This window comes from Hyphomicrobium denitrificans 1NES1, from assembly GCF_000230975.2.
GTDB lineage: Bacteria > Pseudomonadota > Alphaproteobacteria > Rhizobiales > Hyphomicrobiaceae > Hyphomicrobium_B > Hyphomicrobium_B denitrificans_A.
Window position 1 is genome coordinate 1 of record NC_021172.1, and the last position, 24451, is coordinate 24451.

Below are 24451 nucleotides of genomic sequence, written 5' to 3' on the forward strand. Positions count from 1 at the left end.
GGAAAGGGCACGTGTTCGTGCCGCATCGCTCAGAGGGTCTTGGGCATGTGGCGCGCATTGGGGGGACGCCTAGGGCCGGCGTCTCGCGTAAATAGCGGGAGTAATCACAATGCAGGCAGCAAAGACGGCAGAGGCGCAGAGCGTGAGCGGTGCGCAAGGGACGGCCGTTGTTGAGACGGCAACGGACGCGATTGAGGGTCGTGGCCAGAAAGTTCGCGCCATGCTCCGGGCTCAGCTCGGGGAAGAGATCTATTCGAGCTGGTTCAAGAGCCTCGAATTCGAGGGCTTCGACGGTCGCGTCGTCAAAGTCTCGGTGCCGGTCAAGTTCGTGCGGAACTGGATCCAGGAGCATTACGCCGAGCGTCTGCTGCACTGTTCTCGCGTCGAATTCGCGACAGCCGAACGCGTTGAAGTCGTCTGGCGACAGCCCGGTGCCGCTGTTCAGCGGCCGGCGGAAACACGCGTTGAAACTCCGAACGCCGAGAAAGGCCCGGCGGCTGCGCTGCAAACCGAAGCTCCGGCGCGCGTATCGGTGCTGCGGCCTCCCGTTCTTCCAGCGCAGCGCACATCGGCCGGCGGACTCGAAGGTTCGCCGCTCGATCCACGCTATACCTTCGACAGTTTCGTGGTCGGCGCCTCGAACCGTATGGCGCATGCCGGCGCGACGCAGGTTGCAGAAACCGTGCTTTCCGATGCTCCAGGCTACAACCCGCTTTACATTCATTCGGCCGTCGGGCTCGGAAAAAGTCACCTGCTGCAGGCGATCGCATGGGAAGTGAAGCGTCGGGCGCCGACTGCCCAGGTGCTTTATCTCACTGCCGAGCGGTTCCGCTATCAGTTCGTCGAGGCGCTGCGCTCGTCCGATCCGCTGGCGTTCAAAGAGCGTTTCCGCAACATCCATATGCTGCTGATCGACGACCTTGAGTTCCTGCAGGGCGAGCGCACGGAGCAGGAGTTCGACCACATCATCAACGCGCTGCTCGATGGCGGGAAGCAGGTTGTCGTCGCCTCGGCGCGGGCACCGAACCAGATTGAACGCCTCAACGAGCGGATGCGGTCGCGTCTGCAGCGCGGGCTTGTCACCGAGCTGATGCCGCTCGACCACGAGCTGCGGCTGAAGGTTCTCGAAAAGCGGCTTGGCGAAAAGCGTGCTGCCGATCCGTCATTCACGCTGTCGCGCGATGTCGTCGAACTCTTGGCGCTACGTCTGACGGAAAACGGCCGCGAGCTCGAAGGCGCCGTTACGCGGCTCTATGCGACATGGCAATACATGCGCACGCCGATCACGCTCGACATCGCCGAGACGGTGATCCGCGATCTCGTGCAGAACCTTGAGCCGCGGCGCATCAAGATCGAGGACATCCTGCGCATCATCTCGCGGCACTATGGGGTGTCGAAGGGCGATCTGCTCTCACAGCGGCGTCATCGGTCGGTCGTCTGGCCGCGCCAGATCGGCATGTATCTCGCCAAACATCTGACGGCGCGGTCGCTTCCCGAAATCGGGCGCCGCTTCGGTGGCCGCGATCATACGACGGTGTTGCATGCCATCCGCAAGATCGAAGGCGAGATCACCAAAAATCCGCATCTCGGCGATGAGCTCGAGGAGCTGAAGCGGCTTCTCAATCATTGATTGAGCACTGATCGCGGCGTCCCCAAGCCGCGACCTGAACGGCGCGAGGCCGGTCCTTCCAAGCCCTCGGGAGGCCGGCCTTGCTGTTTTTGCCGGTGGGGCATGATTTGTAACGCGAAAATGCCGCCTAGCTTCTACATCTTTGCTTGAAATGTGAGCCCCATTCGGCTCTGATCCCCCTCCGTGAGCGATTCCGCTGCGAAGCCGCTTCTGGGGCGCCCGCGGGCCATTCCTTTGCGCGTGATCGTCACCGGCGGCGTGCCGATGCCGCCGTTCCACGCGCTCTCCGAAATCAGGACTGAGGACAGACATGCGTCTCGAGATTGAACGTGGGGAACTCTTGAAGGCGCTGAGCCATGTCACGAGCGTCGTCGAACGCCGGACAACCATCCCCATTCTATCGAACGTCATGCTGAAAGCATCCGGCGACACGCTGATGTTCAAGGCAACGGACCTTGAGCGCGAGGTGAGCGAGAGCGTCGCGGCCAAAGTGTCGACGCCCGGCACGCTGACGGTTCCGGCGCATGTGCTGCACGACATCGTGCGCAAGCTTCCCGAAGGCGCCGAGATCGAGATGAAGCGCGACGGCGACAAGGAGCGCCTGACGATTACGTCGGGGCACTCGCGGTTCAGCCTGCAGACACTTTCGGCCGAAGACTTTCCGGATCTCGCGGTCGGGGAGATCGGACATGAGTTCACGATCGAGGCAGGTGATTTGAAGCGCCTCATCGACAAGACGCGGTTTGCGATCTCGACGGAAGAGACACGCTATTACTTGAACGGCATCTTCCTGCATCCAGCTGAAACCGCCGGCGCGAAGACGTTGCGCGCCGTCGCGACGGATGGCCATCGCCTGGCACAGGTTGAACTGCCGTTGCCCAAAGGTGCGGAAGGGATGCCGGGTGTCATCGTACCGAGGAAGACGGTGCACGAGCTTGCGCGTTTGCTTGAAGACACGAGCGCGAAAGTGAAAGTCGGTGTTTCGCAGACGAAAGTCCGGTTCGAGATCGGGCCGGTTGTGCTGACATCGAAGCTCATCGATGGCACGTTCCCGGACTATGGCCGCGTCATTCCTCACAACAACGATAAAGAAATGAAAGTGCCGAACGCATCGTTCAAGAGCGCCGTCGACCGCGTATCTACGATTGCGAGCGAGCGTGGGCGGGCGGTAAAGCTCAACGTCGCGAAAGACAAGCTGATCCTGACGGTGAACAATCCGGAAGGCGGCAGCGCGACGGAAGAAATTCCGGTCGGCTACAGCGCTGGGCCGCTGGAGATCGGTTTCAACGCGCGCTACCTGCTCGACATTGCCGATCAACTCGAAAGCGAGGACGCGCGGTTCCTGCTCGCCGATCCCGGCTCGCCGACGATGGTGCGCGACGGCGGCGATGGCAACGCGCTCTATGTGCTGATGCCGATGCGGGTTTAAGGTTCGCGCCGGAGGACTCCCCTCCCCTTGACGGGGAGGAGCCGGGGGTGGGGTGACGATTAAGCGAGATTGAACTTCAATTGGCTAACGAGCGCGCCCGAGAGCTTCGGAACAATGCTACTACTGCCGAGCGCAAACTCTGGCACCGGCCGAGAGAGTTGAAGGTCGCTGGACAGAAATTTCGCAGGCAAGTGCCAATCGATCATTTCATTGTAGACTTTGCCTGCTTATCCCATCGGCTGATCATAGAAGTTGATGGCGCGACACATGCGACTGATGCCGAGATCGCGAGCGACATGTGCCGTCAACGCCATCTCGAGAGCCAAGGATTCACAGTCCTTCGGTTTAAGAATACTGATGTCGCCACGAACCTAGGCGGTGTGATGGACGTGATCGTCGGTGCGTTTGTCTGTCCAGCGACCCCCACCCCTAACCCCTCCCCGCAAGGGGGAGGGGAAACGCAACCGGTTCGCACGAAGTGAGCATGGGTAGCGAAGGTGCGAACGCACTCTGGGTCGAGCGGCTGGCGCTGACGAATTTTCGCAGTTATGCGTCGGCGAACGTTACGACCGATGCCGGGCCGCAGGTGATCGTCGGGGCCAACGGGTCCGGCAAGACCAATCTTCTCGAAGCGCTGTCGCTGCTGTCTCCGGGTCAAGGCTTGCGGCGCGTGCCGTTTGTCGATCTTGCTCGCGCTGGGGGCGACGGAAGTTTCGCAGTCGCGGTGCGCGCGCATACGCTAGCCGGTGCGGTCGATATCGGGACGGGCTTGCAGGCTCGCGCGGTCAGCGAAAGCACCCCCACCCCTAACCCCTCCCCGCAGGGGGGAGGGGAATTCTTGGGATCGTCCGGCGAGGGATTTGCGCGAACCTCGGGCCGAAGCTCCGGGCGCGCCGCCGTGCGGGGAACGTCGGAGCGAGGCCGCATCGTTCGCATCGACGGGTCGGCGCAGACAGGGTCCGGCATTCTCGCTGACTATCTTGAAATCGTCTGGGTGACGCCGTCGATGGATGGGCTGTTCACCGGGCCTGCGTCGGAGCGTCGGCGTTTTCTCGATCGCCTGATCCTGTGCTTCGACCACGGCTATCGTACCATTGCCGGACGTTTCGAGCGCGCGATGACGAGCCGTAATCGGCTGCTCGCCGATGGCGTGCGCGACGATGCGCAGCTTTCTGGTTTCGAGCGCGTGATGGCGGAGAACGGTATCGCCGTCGCAGCGGCGCGTCTCGAAGCCGTCGCGGCAATGGCGCAAATCGTCGACAAGCGACGTGAGCGCGATCCCGATTCGGCGTTTCCGTGGTCGTCATTCCGTCTCGAAGGCAGCATCGAGGACAGTTTGCAGCGCCTGTCGGCGGTCGGGGCAGAAGACCAGTATGCGCAAACGCTCAGGCAAACGCGCGAGCGCGACCGCGCGGCGTCGCGGACGCTCGACGGGCCGCATCGGTCCGATCTGGTCGTCGAGCACGGTCCCAAGGGACTTGCCGCAAGACATTGCTCGACGGGCGAGCAGAAGGCGTTGCTGCTCGGGCTCGTTCTCGCGCACGCGGAGCTTCTGACGGAGCGCCAGGAAGGCGCGGCGCCGATCCTGCTGCTCGATGAAATCACGGCACATCTCGACGCCGACAGGCGAGCCGCGTTGTTCGCTGAAATCCTGCATCTCGGCGCGCAGGCGTGGATGACTGGCACGGACAAAAATGCCTTCGACGCGGTTGCTGGCCGGGCTCGTTTTTGGGCCGTTCGGGAGGGCAAAATCACGGTTTCGGAGTAAGGCAGCGAGAAGGGACAAACGGTCACACGCAACGCAATGAAAAATATGAATTTTTTCGCAGCGTATTGAATCGATTTCATGCGGCGTTTCGAGGCGATTTGTGCTATAAAAAGGGACCTGATTTCCGTCCCTGAGAAAACCCAAAATGACCGCTCAATCGCTGAAGAAAATGCCAGCGCCGGACGACTACGGCGCGGACAGCATCAAGATGCTGAAGGGGCTCGATGCGGTTCGCAAACGCCCCGGCATGTACATCGGCGATACGGACGACGGATCGGGCCTGCACCACATGATTTACGAGGTCGTCGACAATGGCATCGACGAGGTTCTCGCCGGTCACGCGAAGAGTTGCGAGGTCACGCTCAACCCCGACGGCTCGTGCACCGTGCGCGACGACGGGCGAGGGATACCGACCGGCATCAAGAAAGACGACGATCAGGTGCCGAAACGTTCGGCAGCCGAAATCGTCTTTACCGAGCTTCATGCGGGCGGCAAGTTCGACCAGAATTCCTACAAGGTTTCGGGCGGTCTGCACGGCGTCGGCGTTTCGGTCGTCAATGCGCTGTCGACGTGGCTCAAGTGCCGGATCTGGCGCGACGGCAAAGAGCACTTCGTCGAATTCCACAACGGCAACACGGTGGCACCGCTCGCGGTCGTCGGCGACGCCAATGGCGAGCGCGGCACGGAAGTCTCGTTTCTGCCGAGCACCGAAACGTTTCACAACGTCACCGAATTCGATTTCGGAACGCTCGAACATCGCTTGCGCGAATTGGCGTTCCTGAACTCCGGCGCGAAGATCGTTCTGACGGACGCGCGTCACGCCGACGTCAGGCGTCAGGAGTTTGTCTATGAAGGCGGTACGGCAGCTTTTGTGCGTTATCTCGATCGCTCGAAGACATCGGCGCTCGCCGATCCGATCATCGTTCGTGGCGAGAAGGACGGCGTCACGGTCGAGGCGGCGCTGTGGTGGAACGACAGCTACCATGAGACAGTGCTGTGCTTCACGAATAACATTCCGCAACGTGACGGCGGCACACATCTCGCCGGCTTCCGAAGCGCGCTGACCCGCATCGTCAACAAGTATGCGGAAGAAACGGGACTCGCGAAAAAGGAGAAGGTTTCACTTTCGGGCGACGATGCGCGCGAGGGTCTGACGTGCGTGCTGTCGGTGAAGGTTCCCGATCCGAAGTTCTCGTCACAGACGAAGGACAAGCTCGTTTCGTCCGAAGTGAAGCCGATCGTCGAATCGACCGTCAACGATCAGCTCGGGGCGTGGTTCGAGGAGCATCCGAAAGAAGCGAAGGTCATCGTCGGCAAGATCGTCGAGGCGGCGCTCGCGCGTGAAGCGGCGCGCAAGGCACGCGATCTGACGCGGCGCAAGGGCGCGCTCGACGGCCTCCGTCTGCCGGGCGGTCTTGCCGAATGCCAGGATCGTGATGCGTCGAAGACCGAGCTTTTCATCGTCGAGGGTGACTCTGCAGGCGGTTCGGCGAAGCAGGGCCGCAAGCGCGAGTTCCAGGCCGTGCTGCCGATCCGCGGCAAGATTTTGAACGTCGAGCGGGCGCGCACCGACAAGATGCTGTCGTCCGAGCAGGTGACGAACATCATCGGCGCCCTCGGGACAGGCATCGGGCGGGACGAGTTCAAGCTCGATAAGCTGCGCTATCACAAGGTCATCATCATGACCGATGCCGACGTCGACGGCGCGCACATCCGGACGCTGCTGCTGACGTTCTTCTATCGGCAGATGCCGGAACTGGTCGACAAAGGCCACGTCTACATCGCGCAGCCGCCGCTTTACAAAGTCGCGCGCGGCAAGACGCAATCGTATCTCAAGGACGAACGCGCGCTTGAAGATTATCTGATCGATCAAGGACTTGCTGATGCAGTTCTGGTGACGGGCGACGGCGCCGAACGCGCTGGGCGCGATCTTCGCGACATCGTCGAGCAGGCGCGGCAGATTTCGGGCGGCATCAACGGCCTACATTCGCGTTACAACCGGAACGTCGTCGAGCAGGGCGCCATCGGCGGCATCTTCGATCCTGCGTTCCTTCATTCGGCGGCGGAAGCGAATATCGCTGCGATCCGTATTGCAAAGCGTCTCGACGACATCTCGGAGGAGATGGAGACTGGCTGGGAAGGCTGCTTTGGCAACGATGGTTTCGTGTTCAAGCGGGAAGTCCGCGGCGTCACGGAGGTGCATTTCCTCGATCGCGCGCTGTTGGGCTCGCTCGATGCGCGGCGCTTGAATGAGCGGCATGCGCATCTGGTTGAAGTCTACGACAAGCCTGCGAAGCTCAAGCGCAAGGACAAGGTCGAGGTCGTGTCCGGGCCGCGATCGTTGCTCAATGCCGTCTACGAGACCGGCCGCAAGGGCATCGAGCTGCAGCGTTACAAAGGTCTCGGTGAGATGAATCCCGAGCAGCTTTGGGAAACGACCCTCGATCCGGATGTGCGCACATTGCTACAGGTGAAGGTCGGGGATCTCGCGGAGGCCGACGAGATTTTCGCGAAGCTGATGGGCGACATCGTCGAGCCGCGCCGCGACTTCATCCAGGAAAACGCACTCAACGTGTCGAACCTGGACGTTTGAGGCGAGACGCGTCCCCTCGGAGTTCTTCTATAACGTCATGGCCGCGAAGGCTGCCATCGACGCGGGCCGCAGTTGGCTCGTTTTGACGACCGGCATCGCTGTGGGACGTCTGCGCTTGACGTGACCGAAGCGGCGCCAGCGCGTAGGCTGAAGCTCGGATTATCCGGCACCTACTGCAGCTTACGGCTCCGGAGCGCCCGCGTTTCGGTGCCTGCCTTTTTCGCGGCACCTTGCAGCTCGGTGCGGAACTCGTCGCGCTTTTCATGGATCGACGCGATAACGAGGCCGGTTGGGATGCCGAGCCCGACGAGTGCCGCTTCCGAAAGCTGAAGGCTCGCTTCGATCGTTTCCGGCACCGCGTCCGTCACTCCGATCTCGTAGAGATGGCGTGCGTGGCTAGCGTCCTTGGCGCGCGAAACAATGACAAGCTTCGGATAATTCGTGCGCAGCGCTTCGACGATTGCATCGATTTCCGGCTGCGTATGGATCGTGATGATCGCGACCTTGGCGGTATCGAGCCCACAGTGCTTCAAGAAATCGATCTGGCGCACGTCGCCGAAATAGACAGGCTTGCCGTCCCGGCGCGCATTGGCGACGAGGCGCGGCTCGCGGTCGATCGCGATGTAGCGTACCTGATGCTCGGCAAGCATGTCGCCGATGAGCTGTCCGACGCGCCCATAGCCGACGACCAGGGCTGTCGCGTTCTCGCTCCCCGTCGGGGCAACGGCTAGAGACGGATCGACGGCTGCTGCCGGTGGTGCGCTACGCTTTGCCAGCCAGCGGCCGATTTTTGCGGTCGCCGGTATCAGGGCCATCGACAGTGATACGGATGTCAGAAGGATGCTCGCCAATTCGTGGTTCAGCAGGCCGTACCCGAGCGCGACCGTCAGAATGACGAAAGCGAATTCACCGCAGGGCGCGAGCAGCGTCGCCGTTTCGATCGAAGCTGCGTGGGCGATGCCGAAGAGGCGGGAAAGCCCGTAGACGATCGCGGTTTGCAGCACGATCGTGCCCCCCGCCGTCGTAAGGATAGCCAGCGGATCGGAGATGAGGGATTTAAGCTCGAGGCTTGACCCGACGGAGAAGAAAAAGACGCCGAGGAGCAGCGATTTGATCGGCTCGATGGTCGTCTGTACGGCACGGCGGTATTCGGTTTCGGCCAAGAGCAGCCCGGCGACGAAGGCGCCGAGCGCCATTGAGAGCCCAGCCGCCGCAGACACGAAGCTCGTGCCGACCGCCACGAACAGCGTCGCGGCTATGAACAGGTCGTCGTTGTGCGTCTGTGCTACGAGGCGAAACAAAGGTTGCAGCAGGAATCGTCCGACGACAACGATGAGCAGCAGGGCGGCCGCGGCCTGCAGCAGGGCGGTCAGGATGCCGACCAGGAGCGACTGCTTGCTTCCGGGTTCGAGGATGCCGACGAGCAACAAGATCGGGACGACGGCGAGATCCTGAAAGAGCAGGATCGAGAAGCTCGTCCGTCCAACCGCCGTCGACAGTCTTTTTTGGCGTGCCAGGATTTCGATGACGATGGCGGTCGACGACAGGGAAAGCGCCGTGCCGATGATGATGGCAGTGGTGGGCGTATACCCAATCTCGATCGCGAAAATGGCCATTGTGGCCGCCGAGACGAGCACCTGAAGTCCGCCTAGTCCAAACACCATTCGGCGCATTGTGGAAAGGCGTTCAAACGATAGTTCGAGGCCGATCAGAAAAAGCAGCAAAACCACGCCCCACTCGGCGAATTTTGCCAGTCGTGCGGGGTCGGTGATGGTCAACCAGGAAAGTGAGGGAACGTAGGGCGTCAGCGCGCCGAGGCTCCCGGGGTTCAGCGCGGCGCCCGCAAGCAGAAATGCCAGAACGGTACTGACGCCGATCCTATGTAGCAACGGAACGACAACCCCGGCCGTGCCGAGGACAAGCAGAGCATCCTTGTAGGCTACCAGATCATTCGTTGCCGACATCAGCCTCCCCACCCAATCTTACGTGAGTATGAACGCCAGCGCCTTCCAGCGCCATCGTGCAATTTGATGCAATTCCACTTTTCACGATCTTCGCGGCTCGCGCACCTACAACGTGGGCTTTGGATGCGTATTCGGCCGTAATCGGGGGGCGGAACTTAACTGGCCTTTAGCCAAGGCCGGTTATTACTGAATCCAAATCGTTCCGCGCGGGCTTCGCCATGCAAGGTGCTGCGGATTTAGACGCTACCAGCTATTGGGTACGACGGTGTTTCGGGTCTTGAGAGCGACGATCCGGTTTTGCGCGTGGGTCATGGGCAAAGGGCTCGGCCTCGGCAAGACAAGCGCGCCGCCGACACTTCCGGCGCCGTTTCAATCGGTTGCTCAGCAGGCGTTCGATTTCGGCAACGAGCCCGAGAAGAAGCCAGCGCAACCCGCGCGGGGCATCGCAAGCCGGATGCTGGGGCGCCTCAAACTCAGATATCGGGTGGCGTTGAGCTTCGGAGTCGCGGCAGCTGGCGGTGTCATTCTGACGTTTGCGGCGATGATGGTCTATTACACCGTCGCCTTCCCCGATCCTCTTGCACTGCGTAATAACGATCGCGCTCCCCTCATCCGCATTCTGGCGCGCGACGGAACGACCATCGCGGAGCGCGGCGCAGCACGCGAGTATGTGCGGCTCTCAGATCTGCCGAAACTCATTCCGGCCGCCGTCGTTGCGACGGAGGACCGGCGCTTTTTCGATCACTATGGCGTCGATCCTATCGGCATGTTCCGGGCGATGTTCGCCAATCTCAGGGCCGGCCGTTTTGCACAAGGCGGCTCGACGCTGACGCAGCAGCTCGCGAAGAACCTGTTCCTGACGCAGGAACGGACCCTGACGCGCAAGGTCGCCGAGCTTGGGCTGGCGCTGTGGCTCGAGATCAGGCTTTCCAAGGAGGAGATTCTCGAGCTCTACCTCAACCAGTGCTATTTCGGCAGCGGCGCTTACGGCGTCGGTGCTGCAAGTCAGCGCTATTTCGGAAAGCCGGCGCGAAGCCTCAATTTGGCTGAAGCGGCGGTTATCGCCGGGCTTCTCAAGGCGCCGTCTAAATATTCTCCTGCGACGAACCCGGATGCTGCGCGCGAGCGCGGCCGGGTCGTCCTTTCGCGAATGCTCGATGCCGGATTCATTTCACCGGAGCAGGAAAAGATCGCCCTCGCGCAGCCGGTCCTCTTCGCCGATCCGAAGACGACCGTCGTTGCGCCCGACACGGGATATGTCGTCGATTATATCCTCGATCAGATGCCGCCGATTTCGCACACGGCGAACGGCGAAGTCATCGTGCAGACGACGCTCGACAGAGACTTGCAGCGCAGCGCACAAAGGATCGTCAAGGAGACGCTGGCGAGAAAGGGTGCAGCGTTCGGTGCCAGCCAGGCGGCGCTCATCGTGCTCGACCGGGACGGCGGCATTCGCGCGCTCGTCGGGGGGCGCGACTATGCCGAAAGCCAGTTCGACCGCGCGGTCAAGGCGAAGCGCCAGCCGGGCTCGGCATTCAAGCCCTTCGTCTATCTCGCGGCGCTCGATCAAGGCATGACGCCCGATACCGTTGCGTTCGATGGACCGATTACCATCGGTGGCTGGTCGCCAAAAAACGACAACAACAAATACGGGGGTGAGATCACGCTCCGGCAGGCCCTGGCGCAGTCGGTCAACACCGTTGCCGTTCGTCTCAATCAGGATGTCGGACAGGGGCGCACCATCGACGTCGCGCGACGCCTCGGCATCCGGTCGGACCTGCACGAAGGTCCGTCGCTGGCGCTCGGTACGTCGGAAGTCTCGCTGCTCGAAATGTCCGGTGCTTACGCTGTTTTCTCCAACGGCGGAGAAGCGGTCGAACCGCATATCATCTCGCAGGTGCGCGTCGGGAATGGACCTGCCGTCTATGTCAGTCCGCCGCCGCGCACCGACCGAGTCGCGAGCCTCGATGAGATAGGTGCGTTGAACGACATGTTGAACGCCGTTGTCGTTTATGGGACCGGGCGGCGGGCGGCATTGCCGGATCAACCGGCCGCCGGCAAGACCGGCACGACGCAGGATTTTCGCGATGCCTGGTTCATCGGCTACACGAGCCATCTGACGGCGGGCGTGTGGGTCGGCAACGACAACGGCAAGCCGATGATCCGCACGACGGGCGGTAGCTTGCCGGCAGAAATCTGGAACCAGATCATGCGCGTCGCACACCAAGGCATGGTGCCCGAGCCGCTGCCTGGAACGGTCGTCAGCAGACCTGGACCGGACGCGTTGGATGGCTTCGGGGATGCATCGTTCGTGTCGAACGGACCGCGCGTGCCGCGTGTCGTGCAGTATCACGAAGTTCTGCCGTGGGCCGCTCGGAGCACAGTTGAAGACGCTACGCGGTCGAGAAGCGACATGAGGGCTAAGGCTGCGCCTCTGCCGTTGTCGCATCCGATGAGCAACATCGGCGACGATTTCATTGCGCGTGCGCTTGCAGATGAGCCGGAGCGACGTCCGGAGGCGATGGCCGCCGATGAACCCATCGAGGCGGGCCAGGGCATTGCATCGTTCGGGATCGGTGATCGCTAGTGGTTGCGCCCGTGAGCCGGGCCATAACGGTGAAGATCGGGCCCGCGGACCTGCAGCCATTGCTTGGCCGCTTCGAATTCGGGCCGTATCTTTTTGACCATTGCCCAGAACTTGGGTCCGTGATTCATCTCCGAGAGATGTGCAACTTCGTGTGCGGCGACGTAGTCGAGAACGAAGGGCGGCGCCAGGATCAGGCGCCAAGAGAATGACAGCGCGCCAGTCGTCGAGCATGAACCCCAGCGGCTGGTCTGATCGCGGATCGCGATCCGTTTCGCTTTGAGCGACAAAAGAGCGGCATGCTTTGTCACGCTTTTTTCGAGGTCGCCTTTGGCTTGTTCGAACAGCCAGCGCGTCAGCCGGTTCGCTGCGAGATCCTTTGGACCCGGAACGAGGATCGTCGGATGATTGCGTGCATCATGATCGATTGAGATGATGTGCGTGCGCGCAGCTCCCGTGAACGCAATCCTGTGGGGCTCGCCGCGCAGCGGCATTGCAGCCTGATCCTCGAACGGAACGTGGTTCGGTAGGCTGTCGAGGCGCGCGCGAACCCAATCGATATGGCGGTTCAGAAATGTGCTGGCTTCGTCGAGATCGCACTGCAGCGGAAGCGTGACGATCACCGCGCGGCGCGTACGACTCACGCGTAGCGTAAGACGTCTCGCGCTCGGATGACGGCGAACTTCAAGCTGCGCGCCGATATCTTCAAGACGTATCGCGCGCGACTGAGAAGATAGCTCGGCGATGTGCGGTTTAGTCTTGATCCCCATGCGCCCTGCCCCCCAAGCTGACGCGCATCATGTCGATGCAGCGAAGTTCGGCACGCGTGTGCCGGACCAATGCAGCACGAAAATGACCTATCAAGGTTCGTAGCCCTGCTCCAGTGGCAACGTCATAGACCGACCAGGGCTAGTGGAAGTGTGGCGTTGAGGTCTCAGCATCGATTCGCCGCGCCAGCTATCCCAATGCCTTGTCGATCGACAGCGCGAGTTGTGCCGGATCATTCGTGTGCGGGATGGGCGCAAGCAACGATCCATCCTTGCCCATCAGATAGAAGATCGCCGAGTGATCGACACTATAGTTCTTCGGATTCTTTTCGTCGGGGACCTTCTGATAGAAAACGCGATAAGCCTTCGCTGCCGCAGCGATGTCGCTTGCGCTTCCCGTCAAGCCGACCAGTCGCGGACTGAAATTCTTCACATACTCGGCCATCTTCTCCGGTGTATCGCGTTCCGGATCGAGAGTGATGAAGAGAGGCACGATGTCGTCGGCGCGCTTTCCCAGTCTATCGAGTGCAGCCGACATCACCTGCAAACCGGCCGGGCAAATGTCTGGGCAATTGGTGAAGCCGAAGAAGACAAGCATGTCTTTGCCACGGAAGTCCTGATCCGTGACCCGCTTGCCGGTCTGATCGATGAGGCTGAACGGACCGCCGACCAGGGCTTTTCCAGAAACGACCGCGGTGCGCCCATCATCCGTGGTGCCCGTCGTTCGCAGCGCCAGCGCACCAAATGCGGCGCCTATCAATAGCCCGCCCAGGGCCATTCCAACCATTGCACGGTTCATTTGCTTGAAGTCTCCGTTATGCTTTGGGTAGATAAAGCAGCGGCACGATTGCTCATTTCGATCTTTCCGTGCCTCGGTGCAAGCACATCGTGGATGCGGCTTGCGGTCACCACACCCAACGTTGGATTTCAGCGCCATGAGCACGCCGGCAGAGAGAAATACCGCAGTCGCGCCGGTCCTGAAGGGCATCGTGAACGAGCGTGAAAGTCAACTTCGGCTTGTTACCAGCGTACGTCTGCGCTGGATGGCTGTGCTCGGCCAGCTTGCTGCCGTGGCCTTGATCAGGCTTTTCTATGGCTTTCCGTTCAACATCGGAAACTGCCTTATCCTGATTGCCATGTCGGCGTGGCTTAACGTCTTTCTGTCGATCCGCTATCCGGCTCGCTACCGTCTCAGCACGAGCCTCGCGTTCGGATTGCTCGTCTACGATATTCTGCAGCTTGCGGGGCTGCTCTATTTTACCGGCGGGATTCAGAATCCGTTCTCGGTGCTTCTCGTCGCTCCGGTGACGGTCGCCGCTGCGACGCAACCGATGCGCTATACGATTGTCCTTGGCGCCATCGTGGTCATTGCGGGCGGCCTGCTCATATCGTTTCACGATCCGCTTCCCTGGTATGAAGGCATGCGATTTGAGTTGCCGCGCGATTACAAAATCGGCTCGCTCATGGCCTTGACCGCATCCATGACTTTCATGGCTTTTTATACGTGGCGCCTGAACAAGGAGGCGCGTCAGATGTCGGCGGCGCTGGCGGCGACCGATATGGTGCTGGCGAGCGAGCAGCGTCTGCATGCGCTCGACGGTCTTGCGGCGGCGGCGGCACACGAACTCGGCACGCCCTTGTCGACGATCACGCTCGTTGCCAAGGAGCTTGAGCACGAACTTGGTGTGGAGAGCCGGTTTCGCGACGATCTGCAATTGCTTCACAGTCAGGCGAAACGCTGCCGCGAGATCCTGCAGAAATTGACCCGCAAGCCCGGCGAGCAGGACCCGATGCACGCAAGCATCACGACCATGGAGCTGCTCGAAGAGGCATCGGCGGCGCATCGGGCCGCAGGCAAGCGCATCATCATTTCGGCGCATCCGCTTCCTGGGCTCGACGAGGCAGCACGCGAGGAGCCCGTCGGCTATCGGCGGCCGGGCGTCATCTACGGGCTCGGAAATTTGATCGAAAACGCCGTCAGCTTCGCAGCTTCGGAGGTGCAGCTCTCGGCGCGGTGGAACGCGGCGCACGTGGTGGTGACGATCATCGACGACGGGCAGGGCTTCAAGCCGGAAATGATGGACAATATCGGCGAGCCGTATGTTACCTCGCGCCGGTACGAGGAGAAGGGCGACAAAGGCCATTCGGGGCTGGGCCTCGGGCTCTTTATCGCCAAGACGCTGCTCGAACGCTCGGGTGCGACCGTGACATTCTCCAATCAGCCGCCTCCACGCAGCGGCGCGATCGTTCAGATCTCGTGGCCGCGAAGTGCCTTCGAGCTGCCACTCGGTGCATTTGATTGGCCAGGAGCGCGGGGGCGGAAGGCAAATACAGCCTAGGTTCGCCGCATTGTGACGAAAGGAATCGGCCTGAATAGCCCTGTAGTAACCTTTCGGGCTCGATTTTCCCCCTTGGAGGGGTTGCGGCGGGAGTATCGGCGTTGGATTATGCCAGCAAGGAACAATCCAGCGGGTGAGCCCTGATGCGGGAGGATAACGTGGTTACCGAGGACCTGTCATTCAAGCAGGATGAGTTGCCGGCCGATCGGTCGTTGGTCATCGTGGACGACGACCGTGCCTTCCTGCAGCGCCTCGCGCGGGCGATGGAACTCCGTGGTTTTGAAGTCCGCTTCGGGCATTCGGTCGCCGAAGGCATCGATCTCATCCGGGAAAAGGCTCCGGCATTTGCCGTCGTCGACATGCGTCTCGAAGATGGCTCCGGTCTTGATGTCATTGCGGAACTCGCAAGGCTCAAGCCTGATTCGCGCGCCATCGTGCTGACGGGGTACGGCAATATCGCGACCGCCGTAACGGCCGTGAAGCTCGGCGCGGTCGATTATCTCGCGAAGCCTGCCGACGCCGACGACGTGACCGATGCCCTGCTGGCTCCAAGCGACTCGAAGGCACCGCCGCCCGAAAATCCGATGTCGGCCGATCGCGTGCGCTGGGAACACATTCAGCGCGTTTACGAGCTGTGCAACCGCAACGTCTCGGAGACGGCTCGGCGATTGAACATGCATCGCCGTACTCTACAGCGCATCCTCGCGAAGCGCGCGCCGAAATAATCCGTCGAGGCCGAAGCAGGCCCGGGCCGGTTTTTTCTGCTTCATTCCATCCCGGCGCCGGGGTCCACCTGCGTGAGCAGGCGCATTGCTGCTGTGCGCGCAAACGATAGCGTTAACGCTTTGCGCCGCGCAGTCCCAATGGGATGTTGCGGGGCTTCCCGCACCAGCTCGCCCGCATAGGCATCGGCAAGGATCAAGCCGGTATCGCCGGGAAGAATCTCGGACGGAAAATCCGGCGCGACGGCAAACAGCAGCGCATCACAATAGTCTCGATATTCGTGCCATTTCCGGTCGGCACGGAAATCGGCAATGCTCGATTTGATTTCAACGATCCACACTGTTCCGTCGCGCGCCAGGGCCAGAACATCGGCGCGGCGGCCATTTCCAAGCGATACCTCGCTCAGACTTTCAAAGTTAAGAGACCGTAAAAGTCTTTGCGTGCCGCGCAGGATCGCCCGAGCGCGTGCATCGTCACGAGCGGCAACTTCTGTCGTCGCTGTATTATTCATTGCGGAGGAAGGTGCGTCCGTCATGGTGCCGCCATTATGGCGGTGCGACAGTCAGAGGCAAGCGAATGGCGGGCAACTCACAACGTCCGCCGGTCTAGAGGCATCGCCTTCCGGGGGGATTGTGGCATGGTTTTCTGGCGCAACAGATCGGCAAAGAAAGCCGAGACGCCGGTCGTCACCGAAGAGCGCTCTTCCGAACCAGCCGCGCAGACGGAACCCGCCAGCAAGCAGTCGCCAGAGTCGCCACCCCAGCCACCACCACAGACCAATGTCGTCACGCTGGTGACGACACGGCTCGCCGACAGGCTGGCCGGCGTCGCGAGCACTGCCGGGCAGATTGAAGTTCAGGATACGAAGCAGATCAAGCCACCGCAGGTTCCGACCGAACCGTCGCCGATTGCGCCTGTCGAACAGCCGCATGTCTTCGGACAGAAGCGCGCGGTCGCGAAAATTCGTGCCGCACTTTCTGCGAAGCCCGGCGAGCATGTTCTCATTCTCGGAGAGCCCGGTACAGGACGGCTAACGCTCGCGGAAGAACTTGCAGCGGAAACGGCGCGCAAGGCAGCCGACGATTGGATCTACGTCATCGGGCGCCAAACACCGACGCGTGCGAAAGCCTTCGCCGTGCCGAGCGGGAAAGCCGCGGACCTCGTGCGAGATCTGCGTATCGCCGTCGAGAGGGCGACCATTGCCTTCGAGCGGCATATCAAAAGCGACGAGCATCGTATCAGCCTCGATCTGCTCGAAGAGGAAATCCGCTATCTTGGCGACAAGGCCGTCGATGAAGTGCGACGGCGTGCGGAATCGCAGAACATTGCGGTTGTCAAATCCTTGGACGGCTATGTGCTGGCGCCGATGCATGAGGGACGTGTCGTCCGCTCCGACGTTTTCCGGGCGCTTCCGGAAGCTCTGAAGCGGAACGTGGAGGCCAAGATCACGACTCTCGAAGGAGAGTTGCAGTCGATCGTGGCGACGCTTCCCGATGTCGAGTTCGAGGCGAGCGAGAAGTACGAGGCGCTCGTCAGGCAGACGGCATTGCGCGCCATCCGGCCAAGTCTCGTGGCGCTCAAGCGTTCGTATACCGAAGACCTGTCGATCGTGGCGGCCATTGACGCCATCGAAGAAGCATTTGTGGAGTCGTCCACGTCGGGTGGCGCCGTGGGATTGTCGGCGGCCGTGCCGCTCAATTTCGCTGCCGATGACTCGATTGAGCTTCGCAAGGTCGTGACCGTGAGGCACGTGTCGCCCGTCGATCTCTTGGGTGAGATCGGCCGCGATGCGCTGGGGCGTCCCGCACATGTCCCAGGGCATCTGGCACGCGCCGGGTCGGGATTCGTGATCATCGAAGCCTGGCGGCTTGCGGCCAATCCGAAGGCCTGGTCAGCTTTAAGCGCCGTGCTCGCGTCGCGCGAGATCACGCCGATCAGCGGTCCGGGCATATCGATCAAGGCCGATCCGGTGCCGCTCGCTGCAACCCTCATCCTGGTTGCCGACGACCAGTCGTGGTCGAAGCTCGAAGCAATCGAGCCCGGGATCGTCAAGCATTTTCCGCATGTCGCCAAACTCAACTCCACGGCGCCGCTCGCGGATATGCCCGAAAACGAATTTTCCAAAGGCGCGGCGCGGCTCGCGTCCGATCATGCCTTGCGGCCGCTGGCGCCGAGCGTTGCGCCGATCATCTACAAGGATGCGATACGGCGTGGCGGCGGCCGCGTTTCGCTGTCGCGCACGACACTCCTGCATCTGCTCAAGGATGCCGATGTCGTCGCCGGAAAGCGCGACGCTTCACAAATCAGGGCGTCCGACGTTACGGAAGCTTTGGCGCATCGCGCCGACGGTGATGCCCTATGATCGCGCACGTGGCCGAAGCTTCCGAGCTCAGCGGCCGCGTCGTTCTGTGGCTCGATCCTGAGGCGCGCTGCACTCCGGCGGTTCTCGACGCGCCGATGCGCTTGGCTGCCGCCTATGACGCCGAAATCGAGACAATCGTCGTCGACCAGTGTGCGGACGAAAGCGGCGATGTTCCTTTTCGTCGTATCGGTCAGGTCGGACTGCCAGACATTCCTCCCATCGCCCACCGTTTCCAGCTCTTGGCGCAGCGCTGCCGGCGAACGGTCGAGGATGCGAGCCGGGTGCATAAGGTGAAGGTTCGCCATGCTCTCGCGCAAGGCGATGCCGTCGATCGGATTTCCGAGATGTGCCTGATGCGGGGGCCTTGGAATATCGTGGCGTTGACGGGCATACAGGCTGTTGGAAGCCAGTCGGTCATCAACTCACTGCTCGCCAATGTCAGCGGCGCGACAGGTTTTCTCTTGTGCGGCGAGCGGCCGGAAAAGAAGAAGGCGGGTGTCGGTGTCATCGTCGAAGACGGCGAGCGTTTACCGTCGATGCTGCGTGCGGCGGAGCGGTTATCGCAGCCCGACGTCGCCATTCATCTCGTGATCGGTGCGGAGACGTCAGCAGAGTATGCCGAGCTTGAACATCAGGCGCGGCTGTTGACGGCAGAAGCATCCATAGTCACGTTCGCGCCCGCCGGACCGACATTCGGTGTGCCGGGCGCGCTGACTGAGATCGTCGCGCGCATGAAGCCAGCCTTCGTCGTTGCGCGCTTTGGCGGCGCGGCGTTCTCCGATGGCCGCGAACTCTCCCGCGCGTCGGCGGCGATCCAGGCACCGATCCTGCTCGTCAGGTGATCTTTTACTTGGGCGAATAGATGATTTGCGGATCGGCCTCGCCGATGGCCTCAAAATCTCGACCCTCATAGTCGATGGCCAGTAGCACGTGGCGGATGGTTTCGAGGCGGGCACGGCGCTGATCGTTGGCGCGCACCACCGTCCAAGGTGCAATGACCGTGTTGGTGAAGCGAAACATCTCGACCTCGGCTGTCGTGTAGTCATCGTATTTTGAGAGCGACGCGATATCGATGTCGGAAAGCTTCCACTGCTTCAGCGGGTCCTGGCGGCGCTCGTAAAAGCGCTTCAATTGCATTTCGCGGCCGATCGTCAGGTAAAATTTGAACAGCCTGATGCCGTCGCGGACGAGCAGGCCTTCGAACTCCGGCGCTTCGCGCAGGAATATCGCCAGCTGATGCTCGGTGCAGAATCCCATGACGCGCTCGATGCCGGCACGATTATACCAGGAGCGGTCGAATAGAACGATTTCGCCAGCGGTCGGCAGGTGCACGGCGTAGCGCTGGAAGTAGAGTTGACCGCGCTCGGTCTCGGTTGGCTTAGTCAGCGCCACGGTGCGCGTGTTGCGCGGGTTCATGTGCTGGTTAAAGGCCTTGATGCATGAGCCTTTGCCGGAGCCGTCACGGCCTTCGTAGAGGCAGAGGATGCGGCCGCCGGTTTTCAAATTGTGTTTCTGGAGTTTGGCCAGTTCGATCTGGAGCGCGAGCAGACGGTCTTCGTACTCCGCACGCTTCATACGCTCGTCATAAGGGTAGCCGCCGGAGCGCATCGCGGCATCGTCCACCGCCTTGGGCAGCTTTGGGGCGTCGATTGAAAAATCGTATGGAAAATTCGAGGTAATTTCGCTCGCGGCGAGTTTCTTTGCGGCTTTGCGGTCGGCTGCCGACGGCTCGCCGTCGCTCGCCTTAACTGCAGAGGCGGCAGCCTGATCCTTGTTCGACTTCCCTTTGCCTTTGCTTTTGGACACGGGACGTCTCCTGACGGTGATGCGACGACGATGCAAGCCATGAAGCTAGCACAGTGCAAAAGGCTCGTTCACCGGGGGAGCCAAGACGGTTAGCGACGTGGATATAGAAAAGCCAGCAGTCTCCCCGCAGACTGCTGGCTTTCCGTGCTCCGCCGGCTTGCCCCCCGGCTAGCCCGCGGAATATTTCAGGCTCGCTGCTTCGGGTCGGCTGCTGCGAGAATGGCGGTGGCAGTCGGGCTTTCGACTTCGGTGCGCTCGCGGCGGCGCGGCGCGACCGGCTGGAAGGCGCGGCGGGCGTGAACCTCGCAATATGGAAGCAGCGGTACCTTGGTGCGGCCGCAGAAATGGAATTCCGGCGTCTGCGGATCGCCAATCGGCCAGCGGCAGCTGCACTCTGTCAGCGTCTGGATGGTCTTGCGCTCGGCGAGCGGGATTTCGATCTCCTCCGCCGGAGGCACGTAGGCTTCGGAGTCCATGTAAAGTGCACGGACTGCGGGATTCCCCGACTGCGCGAAGCGCGGTTTCACCGGCCTCTTGGCATTGGCCATGCGGCTGCGCGGTCGATGTGTCTTCATGCGCGACGTGGTTGCCCGGCCGGAGAGGCCAAGGCGGTGAACCTTTCCAATGACCGCATTGCGGGTCACACTTCCAAGACGGCCGGCGATCTGGCTAGCGCTTAGTCCTTCCGACCAGAGCCTTTTCAACAGATCCACGCGCTCATCAGTCCAAGACATGCGTCGTATGCTCCCTCTCGAGCCGCATCAGCGGCGTGCACCCCCGGTGCCCGCAGAACCACGGCCGAACGCGAGACCCGCGCGCGCGCAGTCAAAGACAGCACGCCGACGCAGGACGACGGTCCCGACCGGTTACAAACGCAGAAACTTCAGGAGAACGCAGAACATACGCGCTAATGACGCGGGCGGCGCATACAAGGCTGCCCAGGGCGCGGTTGGAGCCGATACACAGCCGGACGGGAGGCGTTTCAAGCGCCGCCACATCTCGTGGCCCAACGAGGGTAAATTACAACATGCTGAATCCCGCCTACAAGACAGAGGTTTAATCATAAGGGTATTGACAGGGATACGTTGCGAGGCAGCAACAGAACGATTCGCGGCGGGGGATATGTCCGAATTGCCTGTTCGGAGCCCCTCCTTTCAACCATTGGGTTGTGGCGCTCGCCGTTCTACTCGCGACACTGCGGGAATACGGGACATTCGTTGACAGTCATTCGGTCAACGCGTATCAGTGGTTGTATTCGAGCCGCCGGAAGTGGGCGGCTTTTTGATTTTTCGCCTGGGGTTATCCACGCACATGGCTACTTCCCCCGCCGCGCTGGGGAAAACACCCGGTCGCTCATCTTCACCATCGGCCGAGCCGTCGACGGCCGTCATGGGCACCTACGGCCGGCAGAACATTGTGTTCGTCCGCGGGGAAGGCTGCTGGCTTTTCGCAGAAAGCGGCGAACGGTATCTCGATTTCGGTTCGGGCGTTGCGGTCAACGCGCTCGGTCATGCGCATCCGGCTCTCGTCGCGGCACTCAAGGCGCAAGCCGAGAAGCTCTGGCACACATCGAACCTGTATCGCGTCGAAGGTCAGGAAACCGTTGCCGAAAAGCTGACGCGGCTGACGTTCGCCGAGCGTGTCTTCTTCTGCAACTCGGGAGCGGAAGCGTGCGAAGGCGCAATCAAGGTTGCGCGGCGCTATCACTATGCCTCGGGGCGGCCAGAGCGGCAGCGGATCATCGCGTTCCGCGGCGCCTTTCACGGGCGAACGCTTGCGACGCTGGCTGCGGCAGGAAACGAAAAATATTTGGAAGGCTTCGGGCCCGAGGCTCAGGGGTTCGATCACGTCGATCCCGGTGATTTTGAAGCACTCGAAGCCCTTATTGGCCCCGAGACGGCGGCGATCATGCTCGAGCCGATCCAGGGTGAAGGCGGCGTTCGCGCGTTTTCGCCGGAGGACCTCCGCGCCATCCGCGATCTTTGCGATCGGCACGGTTTGCTTCTCGTTCTCGACGAGGTGCAGACGGGCGTCGGCCGCACGGGCAAGCTTTTCGCCCACGAGTGGGCCGGCATAACGCCGGACGTGATGGCGGTCGCGAAGGGTTTGGGCGGTGGATTTCCGGTTGGCGCGATCCTGGCGACGGCGGAAGCCGCGAAAGGCATGACGCCGGGCACGCATGGATCGACGTTCGGCGGCAATCCCTTGGCAATGGCGGTAGCGTCGACGGTGCTCGATATCGTTGCAGATCCCGATTTTCTGGACTCCGTGCGCGCGAAAGCGCTGCATCTGAAGCAGGGGCTTTCGGGTCTCAAGGACCAGCACGCGGATATCGTCGAAGAAGTTCGTGGTGCTGGGCTTTTGACTGGTCTTAAACTTAAGGATCACGTCTCGCCTCAGGAGGTCGTCAAGGCGGCCGCCGGTGAAAAGCTGCTGCTCGTCGGTGCCGGCGACAACAGCGTCCGTGTTCTTCCACCCCTGATCGCCTCGGACAAGGAAATCGCCGAGGCGGTGCAAATGCTGTCACGCGCACTTTCGCGCGTCGCTCACGAGGTTCGCTGATGCTGGAGAAGGCTCCGACTTTAATGGCTGCCAAACAGGGCCCAAGGCATTTTCTCGATATTGCCGATCTCGATGCCGAGACGTTGCGCAAGATCATCGACAACGCGCACGCGATGAAGCGTGCGGGAAAACGCGTGCCTGCAGACTTGCGTCCGAAAGGCATCGAAGATTGCGTATTGGTGCTGATTTTCGAGAAGCCCTCGACGCGGACGCGCGTGTCGTTCGATGTCGCGATGCGCCAGCTCGGCGGCGGAGCTTTGACGCTCAATCACGATGATCTGCAGCTTGGACGCGGCGAATCTGTTGCGGACACGGCGCGTGTGCTGTCGCGCTATGCCGACGGCATCATGATCCGCGCCAATGCGCACGCCACGCTCGCGGAGCTTGCGCGTCACGCGACAATCCCGGTCATCAACGGGCTGACTGAAAAGAGTCATCCATGCCAGATCATGGCGGACATCCAAACGTTCGAGGAGCACCTCGGGCCCATCAAAGGCCGGACGGTGGCCTGGGTCGGAGACGGCAACAACGTTGCCGTTTCGTGGATGCACGCGGCAGTCCGTTTCGGGTTCAAGCTCAGGCTCGCTTGTCCGAAAGCCCTTTATCCCGAAGCCGAGTTCATCGACTGGGTTCGGCGCGAGAAGGGCAATGTGGAAATCAGCACCGATCCCAACGAAGCGGTGAAGGGAGCCGATTGCGTCGTCACCGACACCTGGGTGTCGATGGGGCAATCGGATGCCGCCAAGCGCAAGAAGATGCTGGCGCCCTATGCCGTCGATGCCAAGCTGATGAGCAAGGCCAACAAGAACGCCATCTTCATGCATTGCCTGCCCGCATATCGCGGACATGAGGTGAGTGAAGAGGTGCTCGAAGGGCTGCAATCGGTTGTTTTCGACGAAGCCGAAAACCGGCTGCATGCGCAGAAGGCCATTCTTGCCTGGTGTTTTGGCGGCTAAACGTTCGAGCGGCGCCGTATGCCAAACAACCCGCAGCCGCCGCGCCTGTCGGCTGACGACAGTGTCGTCGTCTTTCGCACGCGACGCTCGAACGTCCGCGGCCGGCTTGTCCGACTTGGCAAGATGCTCGATGAGATCGTCACGCCGCATGCGATGCCGGACGCTCCAAGCCGGTATCTGTCGGAGGCCATCGCTTTGGCCGCACTCTGTGGTTCGGCTCTACCCGATGGGGGCAATCTCAATCTGCAGGTGCGCGCGAGCGGAGCGGTGTCAATTCTCGTTGCCGACTACGCGGCACCTGGGCGATTGCGCGGATATGCGCGTTATGACGAGGCCAAGCTGAATGTTGCCAATACTCAGGGCATGGATCTTGGCACCGGACACCTCGCGCTGACGCTCGATTCCGGCCCTGGCGAGGAACGGTATCAAGGTGTTCTCGCATTTGAAAATGCTCCGCTGCAGGCAACGGCGGCGGCCTATTTCGAGCAACGAGAAGGCCTGCCGACGTTTATCCGGATTGCGGTCGCGAACCAGTTCATCGCGGCGCGTCAGGCGGCGTCTGTTACGTCGCGATGGCATCGGCGCGGCGGTGGATTGATGGTTCAAAGTCTGACGACTGAGAGAAATTCGGATGACAATCGAGCCGGTGAAGACTGGCGCCGTGTCGAGATGCTCGCTGCGACCGTCGAAGACTACGAGCTTCTCGATCCTGAGCTGCCTGTCGAGCGTTTGCTGCTCAGACTATTTCATGAAGAGCAGGTCGCGATCGAGCGTGCGATTCCCCTTTTCTCGTTCTGCAGATGCAGCCGTGCGAAGGTCGAGAACGTGCTGACCACGTTCGGGGCGGCTGAGCTTACCGATATGTGCGACGACAGCGGCAGGATCGTCGTCACATGCGAGTTCTGCACGTCGCGGTATTCATTTTCTCTCGACGATCTGAAGCAGGCCGGTGGCTAGGTTCGGCCCGC

The 24451-nt window shown here is 61.5% G+C and carries 19 protein-coding genes; 13 read left to right on the plus strand and 6 right to left on the minus strand.

Translation table 11 applies throughout. The features are described 5' to 3' along the window. Positions 1 to 109: 109 nt before the first annotated feature. The 5 genes from dnaA (at position 110) to gyrB (ending at position 7420) form a co-directional block, all read left to right on the plus strand. Entirely contained in the window at positions 110 to 1630 is a 1521-nt protein-coding gene (dnaA, locus tag HYPDE_RS00005) for a chromosomal replication initiator protein DnaA (RefSeq protein ID WP_015596233.1), read from the plus strand. A gap of 310 nt (positions 1631 to 1940) precedes the next feature. Beyond that, positions 1941 to 3059, plus strand: coding sequence for a DNA polymerase III subunit beta (gene dnaN, locus HYPDE_RS00010; protein ID WP_015596234.1), 1119 nt, complete (start codon positions 1941 to 1943; stop codon positions 3057 to 3059). A gap of 80 nt (positions 3060 to 3139) precedes the next feature. Beyond that, positions 3140 to 3541: an endonuclease domain-containing protein gene (locus HYPDE_RS00015; protein WP_015596235.1), complete on the plus strand. Its 402-nt coding sequence runs from the start codon at positions 3140 to 3142 to the stop codon at positions 3539 to 3541. Positions 3542 to 3543: 2 nt separating this feature from the next. Next, positions 3544 to 4827, plus strand: a complete 1284-nt coding sequence (gene recF / locus HYPDE_RS00020) for a DNA replication/repair protein RecF (RefSeq protein ID WP_041319644.1) — start codon at positions 3544 to 3546, stop codon at positions 4825 to 4827. A 145-nt stretch (positions 4828 to 4972) separates the two neighbouring features. Then, the gene (gene gyrB, locus HYPDE_RS00025; protein ID WP_015596237.1) at positions 4973 to 7420 is read left to right on the plus strand and encodes a DNA topoisomerase (ATP-hydrolyzing) subunit B; all 2448 of its coding nucleotides are present in this window, start codon (positions 4973 to 4975) and stop codon (positions 7418 to 7420) included. Between the two features lie 170 nt (positions 7421 to 7590). Here gyrB and HYPDE_RS00030 read toward each other — a convergent pair whose 3' ends face one another. Beyond that, positions 7591 to 9384, minus strand: a complete 1794-nt coding sequence (locus tag HYPDE_RS00030) for a cation:proton antiporter (protein ID WP_015596238.1) — start codon at positions 9382 to 9384, stop codon at positions 7591 to 7593. Positions 9385 to 9694: 310 nt separating this feature from the next. Between HYPDE_RS00030 and HYPDE_RS00035 the strand changes: the two genes are divergently transcribed. Further along, complete coding sequence (locus HYPDE_RS00035) at positions 9695 to 11971, plus strand: transglycosylase domain-containing protein (RefSeq protein ID WP_015596239.1); 2277 nt, start codon at positions 9695 to 9697, stop codon at positions 11969 to 11971. Here HYPDE_RS00035 and HYPDE_RS00040 read toward each other — a convergent pair. Next, the gene (locus HYPDE_RS00040; protein WP_015596240.1) at positions 11968 to 12738 is read right to left on the minus strand and encodes a M48 family metallopeptidase; all 771 of its coding nucleotides are present in this window, start codon (positions 12736 to 12738) and stop codon (positions 11968 to 11970) included. The genes HYPDE_RS00035 and HYPDE_RS00040 overlap by 4 nt on opposite strands. A gap of 187 nt (positions 12739 to 12925) precedes the next feature. After that, positions 12926 to 13534, minus strand: coding sequence for an SCO family protein (locus tag HYPDE_RS00045; protein ID WP_015596241.1), 609 nt, complete (start codon positions 13532 to 13534; stop codon positions 12926 to 12928). A 136-nt stretch (positions 13535 to 13670) separates the two neighbouring features. Here HYPDE_RS00045 and HYPDE_RS00050 point away from each other — a divergent pair, with 136 nt between their 5' ends. Then, positions 13671 to 15074 carry an ActS/PrrB/RegB family redox-sensitive histidine kinase gene (locus HYPDE_RS00050; protein ID WP_051111938.1) on the plus strand — a complete coding sequence of 468 codons (1404 nt, stop codon included), beginning with the start codon at positions 13671 to 13673 and terminating at the stop codon, positions 15072 to 15074. 143 nt (positions 15075 to 15217) lie between these two features. Continuing rightward, the gene (locus HYPDE_RS00055; protein ID WP_015596243.1) at positions 15218 to 15799 is read left to right on the plus strand and encodes an ActR/PrrA/RegA family redox response regulator transcription factor; all 582 of its coding nucleotides are present in this window, start codon (positions 15218 to 15220) and stop codon (positions 15797 to 15799) included. Positions 15800 to 15840: 41 nt separating this feature from the next. Here HYPDE_RS00055 and HYPDE_RS00060 read toward each other — a convergent pair whose 3' ends face one another. Beyond that, complete coding sequence (locus HYPDE_RS00060; RefSeq protein WP_015596244.1) at positions 15841 to 16332, minus strand: MmcB family DNA repair protein; 492 nt, start codon at positions 16330 to 16332, stop codon at positions 15841 to 15843. 102 nt (positions 16333 to 16434) lie between these two features. On the opposite strand from HYPDE_RS00060, the gene HYPDE_RS00065 reads away from it, so the two are divergent. Both HYPDE_RS00065 and HYPDE_RS00070 read left to right on the plus strand, forming a co-directional pair. After that, a complete protein-coding gene (locus HYPDE_RS00065) occupies positions 16435 to 18159 on the plus strand; it encodes an AAA family ATPase (RefSeq protein WP_015596245.1) in 1725 nt (574 codons plus the stop codon). Next, complete coding sequence (locus HYPDE_RS00070; RefSeq protein WP_015596246.1) at positions 18156 to 19001, plus strand: hypothetical protein; 846 nt, start codon at positions 18156 to 18158, stop codon at positions 18999 to 19001. The genes HYPDE_RS00065 and HYPDE_RS00070 overlap by 4 nt, the downstream gene beginning before the upstream one ends. A gap of 4 nt (positions 19002 to 19005) precedes the next feature. Here the strand turns inward: HYPDE_RS00070 and ppk2 are convergent, their stop codons facing one another. Continuing rightward, a complete protein-coding gene (ppk2, locus tag HYPDE_RS00075) occupies positions 19006 to 19839 on the minus strand; it encodes a polyphosphate kinase 2 (RefSeq protein WP_244437849.1) in 834 nt (277 codons plus the stop codon). Between the two features lie 311 nt (positions 19840 to 20150). Then, entirely contained in the window at positions 20151 to 20699 is a 549-nt protein-coding gene (locus HYPDE_RS00080; protein ID WP_015596248.1) for a GcrA family cell cycle regulator, read from the minus strand. Between the two features lie 655 nt (positions 20700 to 21354). Here HYPDE_RS00080 and HYPDE_RS00085 point away from each other — a divergent pair. Genes HYPDE_RS00085 through HYPDE_RS00095 form a run of 3 tightly spaced genes read left to right on the plus strand, consistent with a single transcriptional unit; the run spans position 21355 to position 24440 of the window. Beyond that, positions 21355 to 22527, plus strand: a complete 1173-nt coding sequence (locus HYPDE_RS00085) for an aspartate aminotransferase family protein (protein ID WP_041319648.1) — start codon at positions 21355 to 21357, stop codon at positions 22525 to 22527. After that, entirely contained in the window at positions 22527 to 23483 is a 957-nt protein-coding gene (gene argF / locus HYPDE_RS00090; RefSeq protein ID WP_015596251.1) for an ornithine carbamoyltransferase, read from the plus strand. The genes HYPDE_RS00085 and argF overlap by 1 nt, the downstream gene beginning before the upstream one ends. Before the next feature lie 18 nt (positions 23484 to 23501). Further along, a complete protein-coding gene (locus HYPDE_RS00095; protein WP_015596252.1) occupies positions 23502 to 24440 on the plus strand; it encodes an Hsp33 family molecular chaperone HslO in 939 nt (312 codons plus the stop codon). The last annotated feature ends 11 nt before the right edge of the window (positions 24441 to 24451 follow it).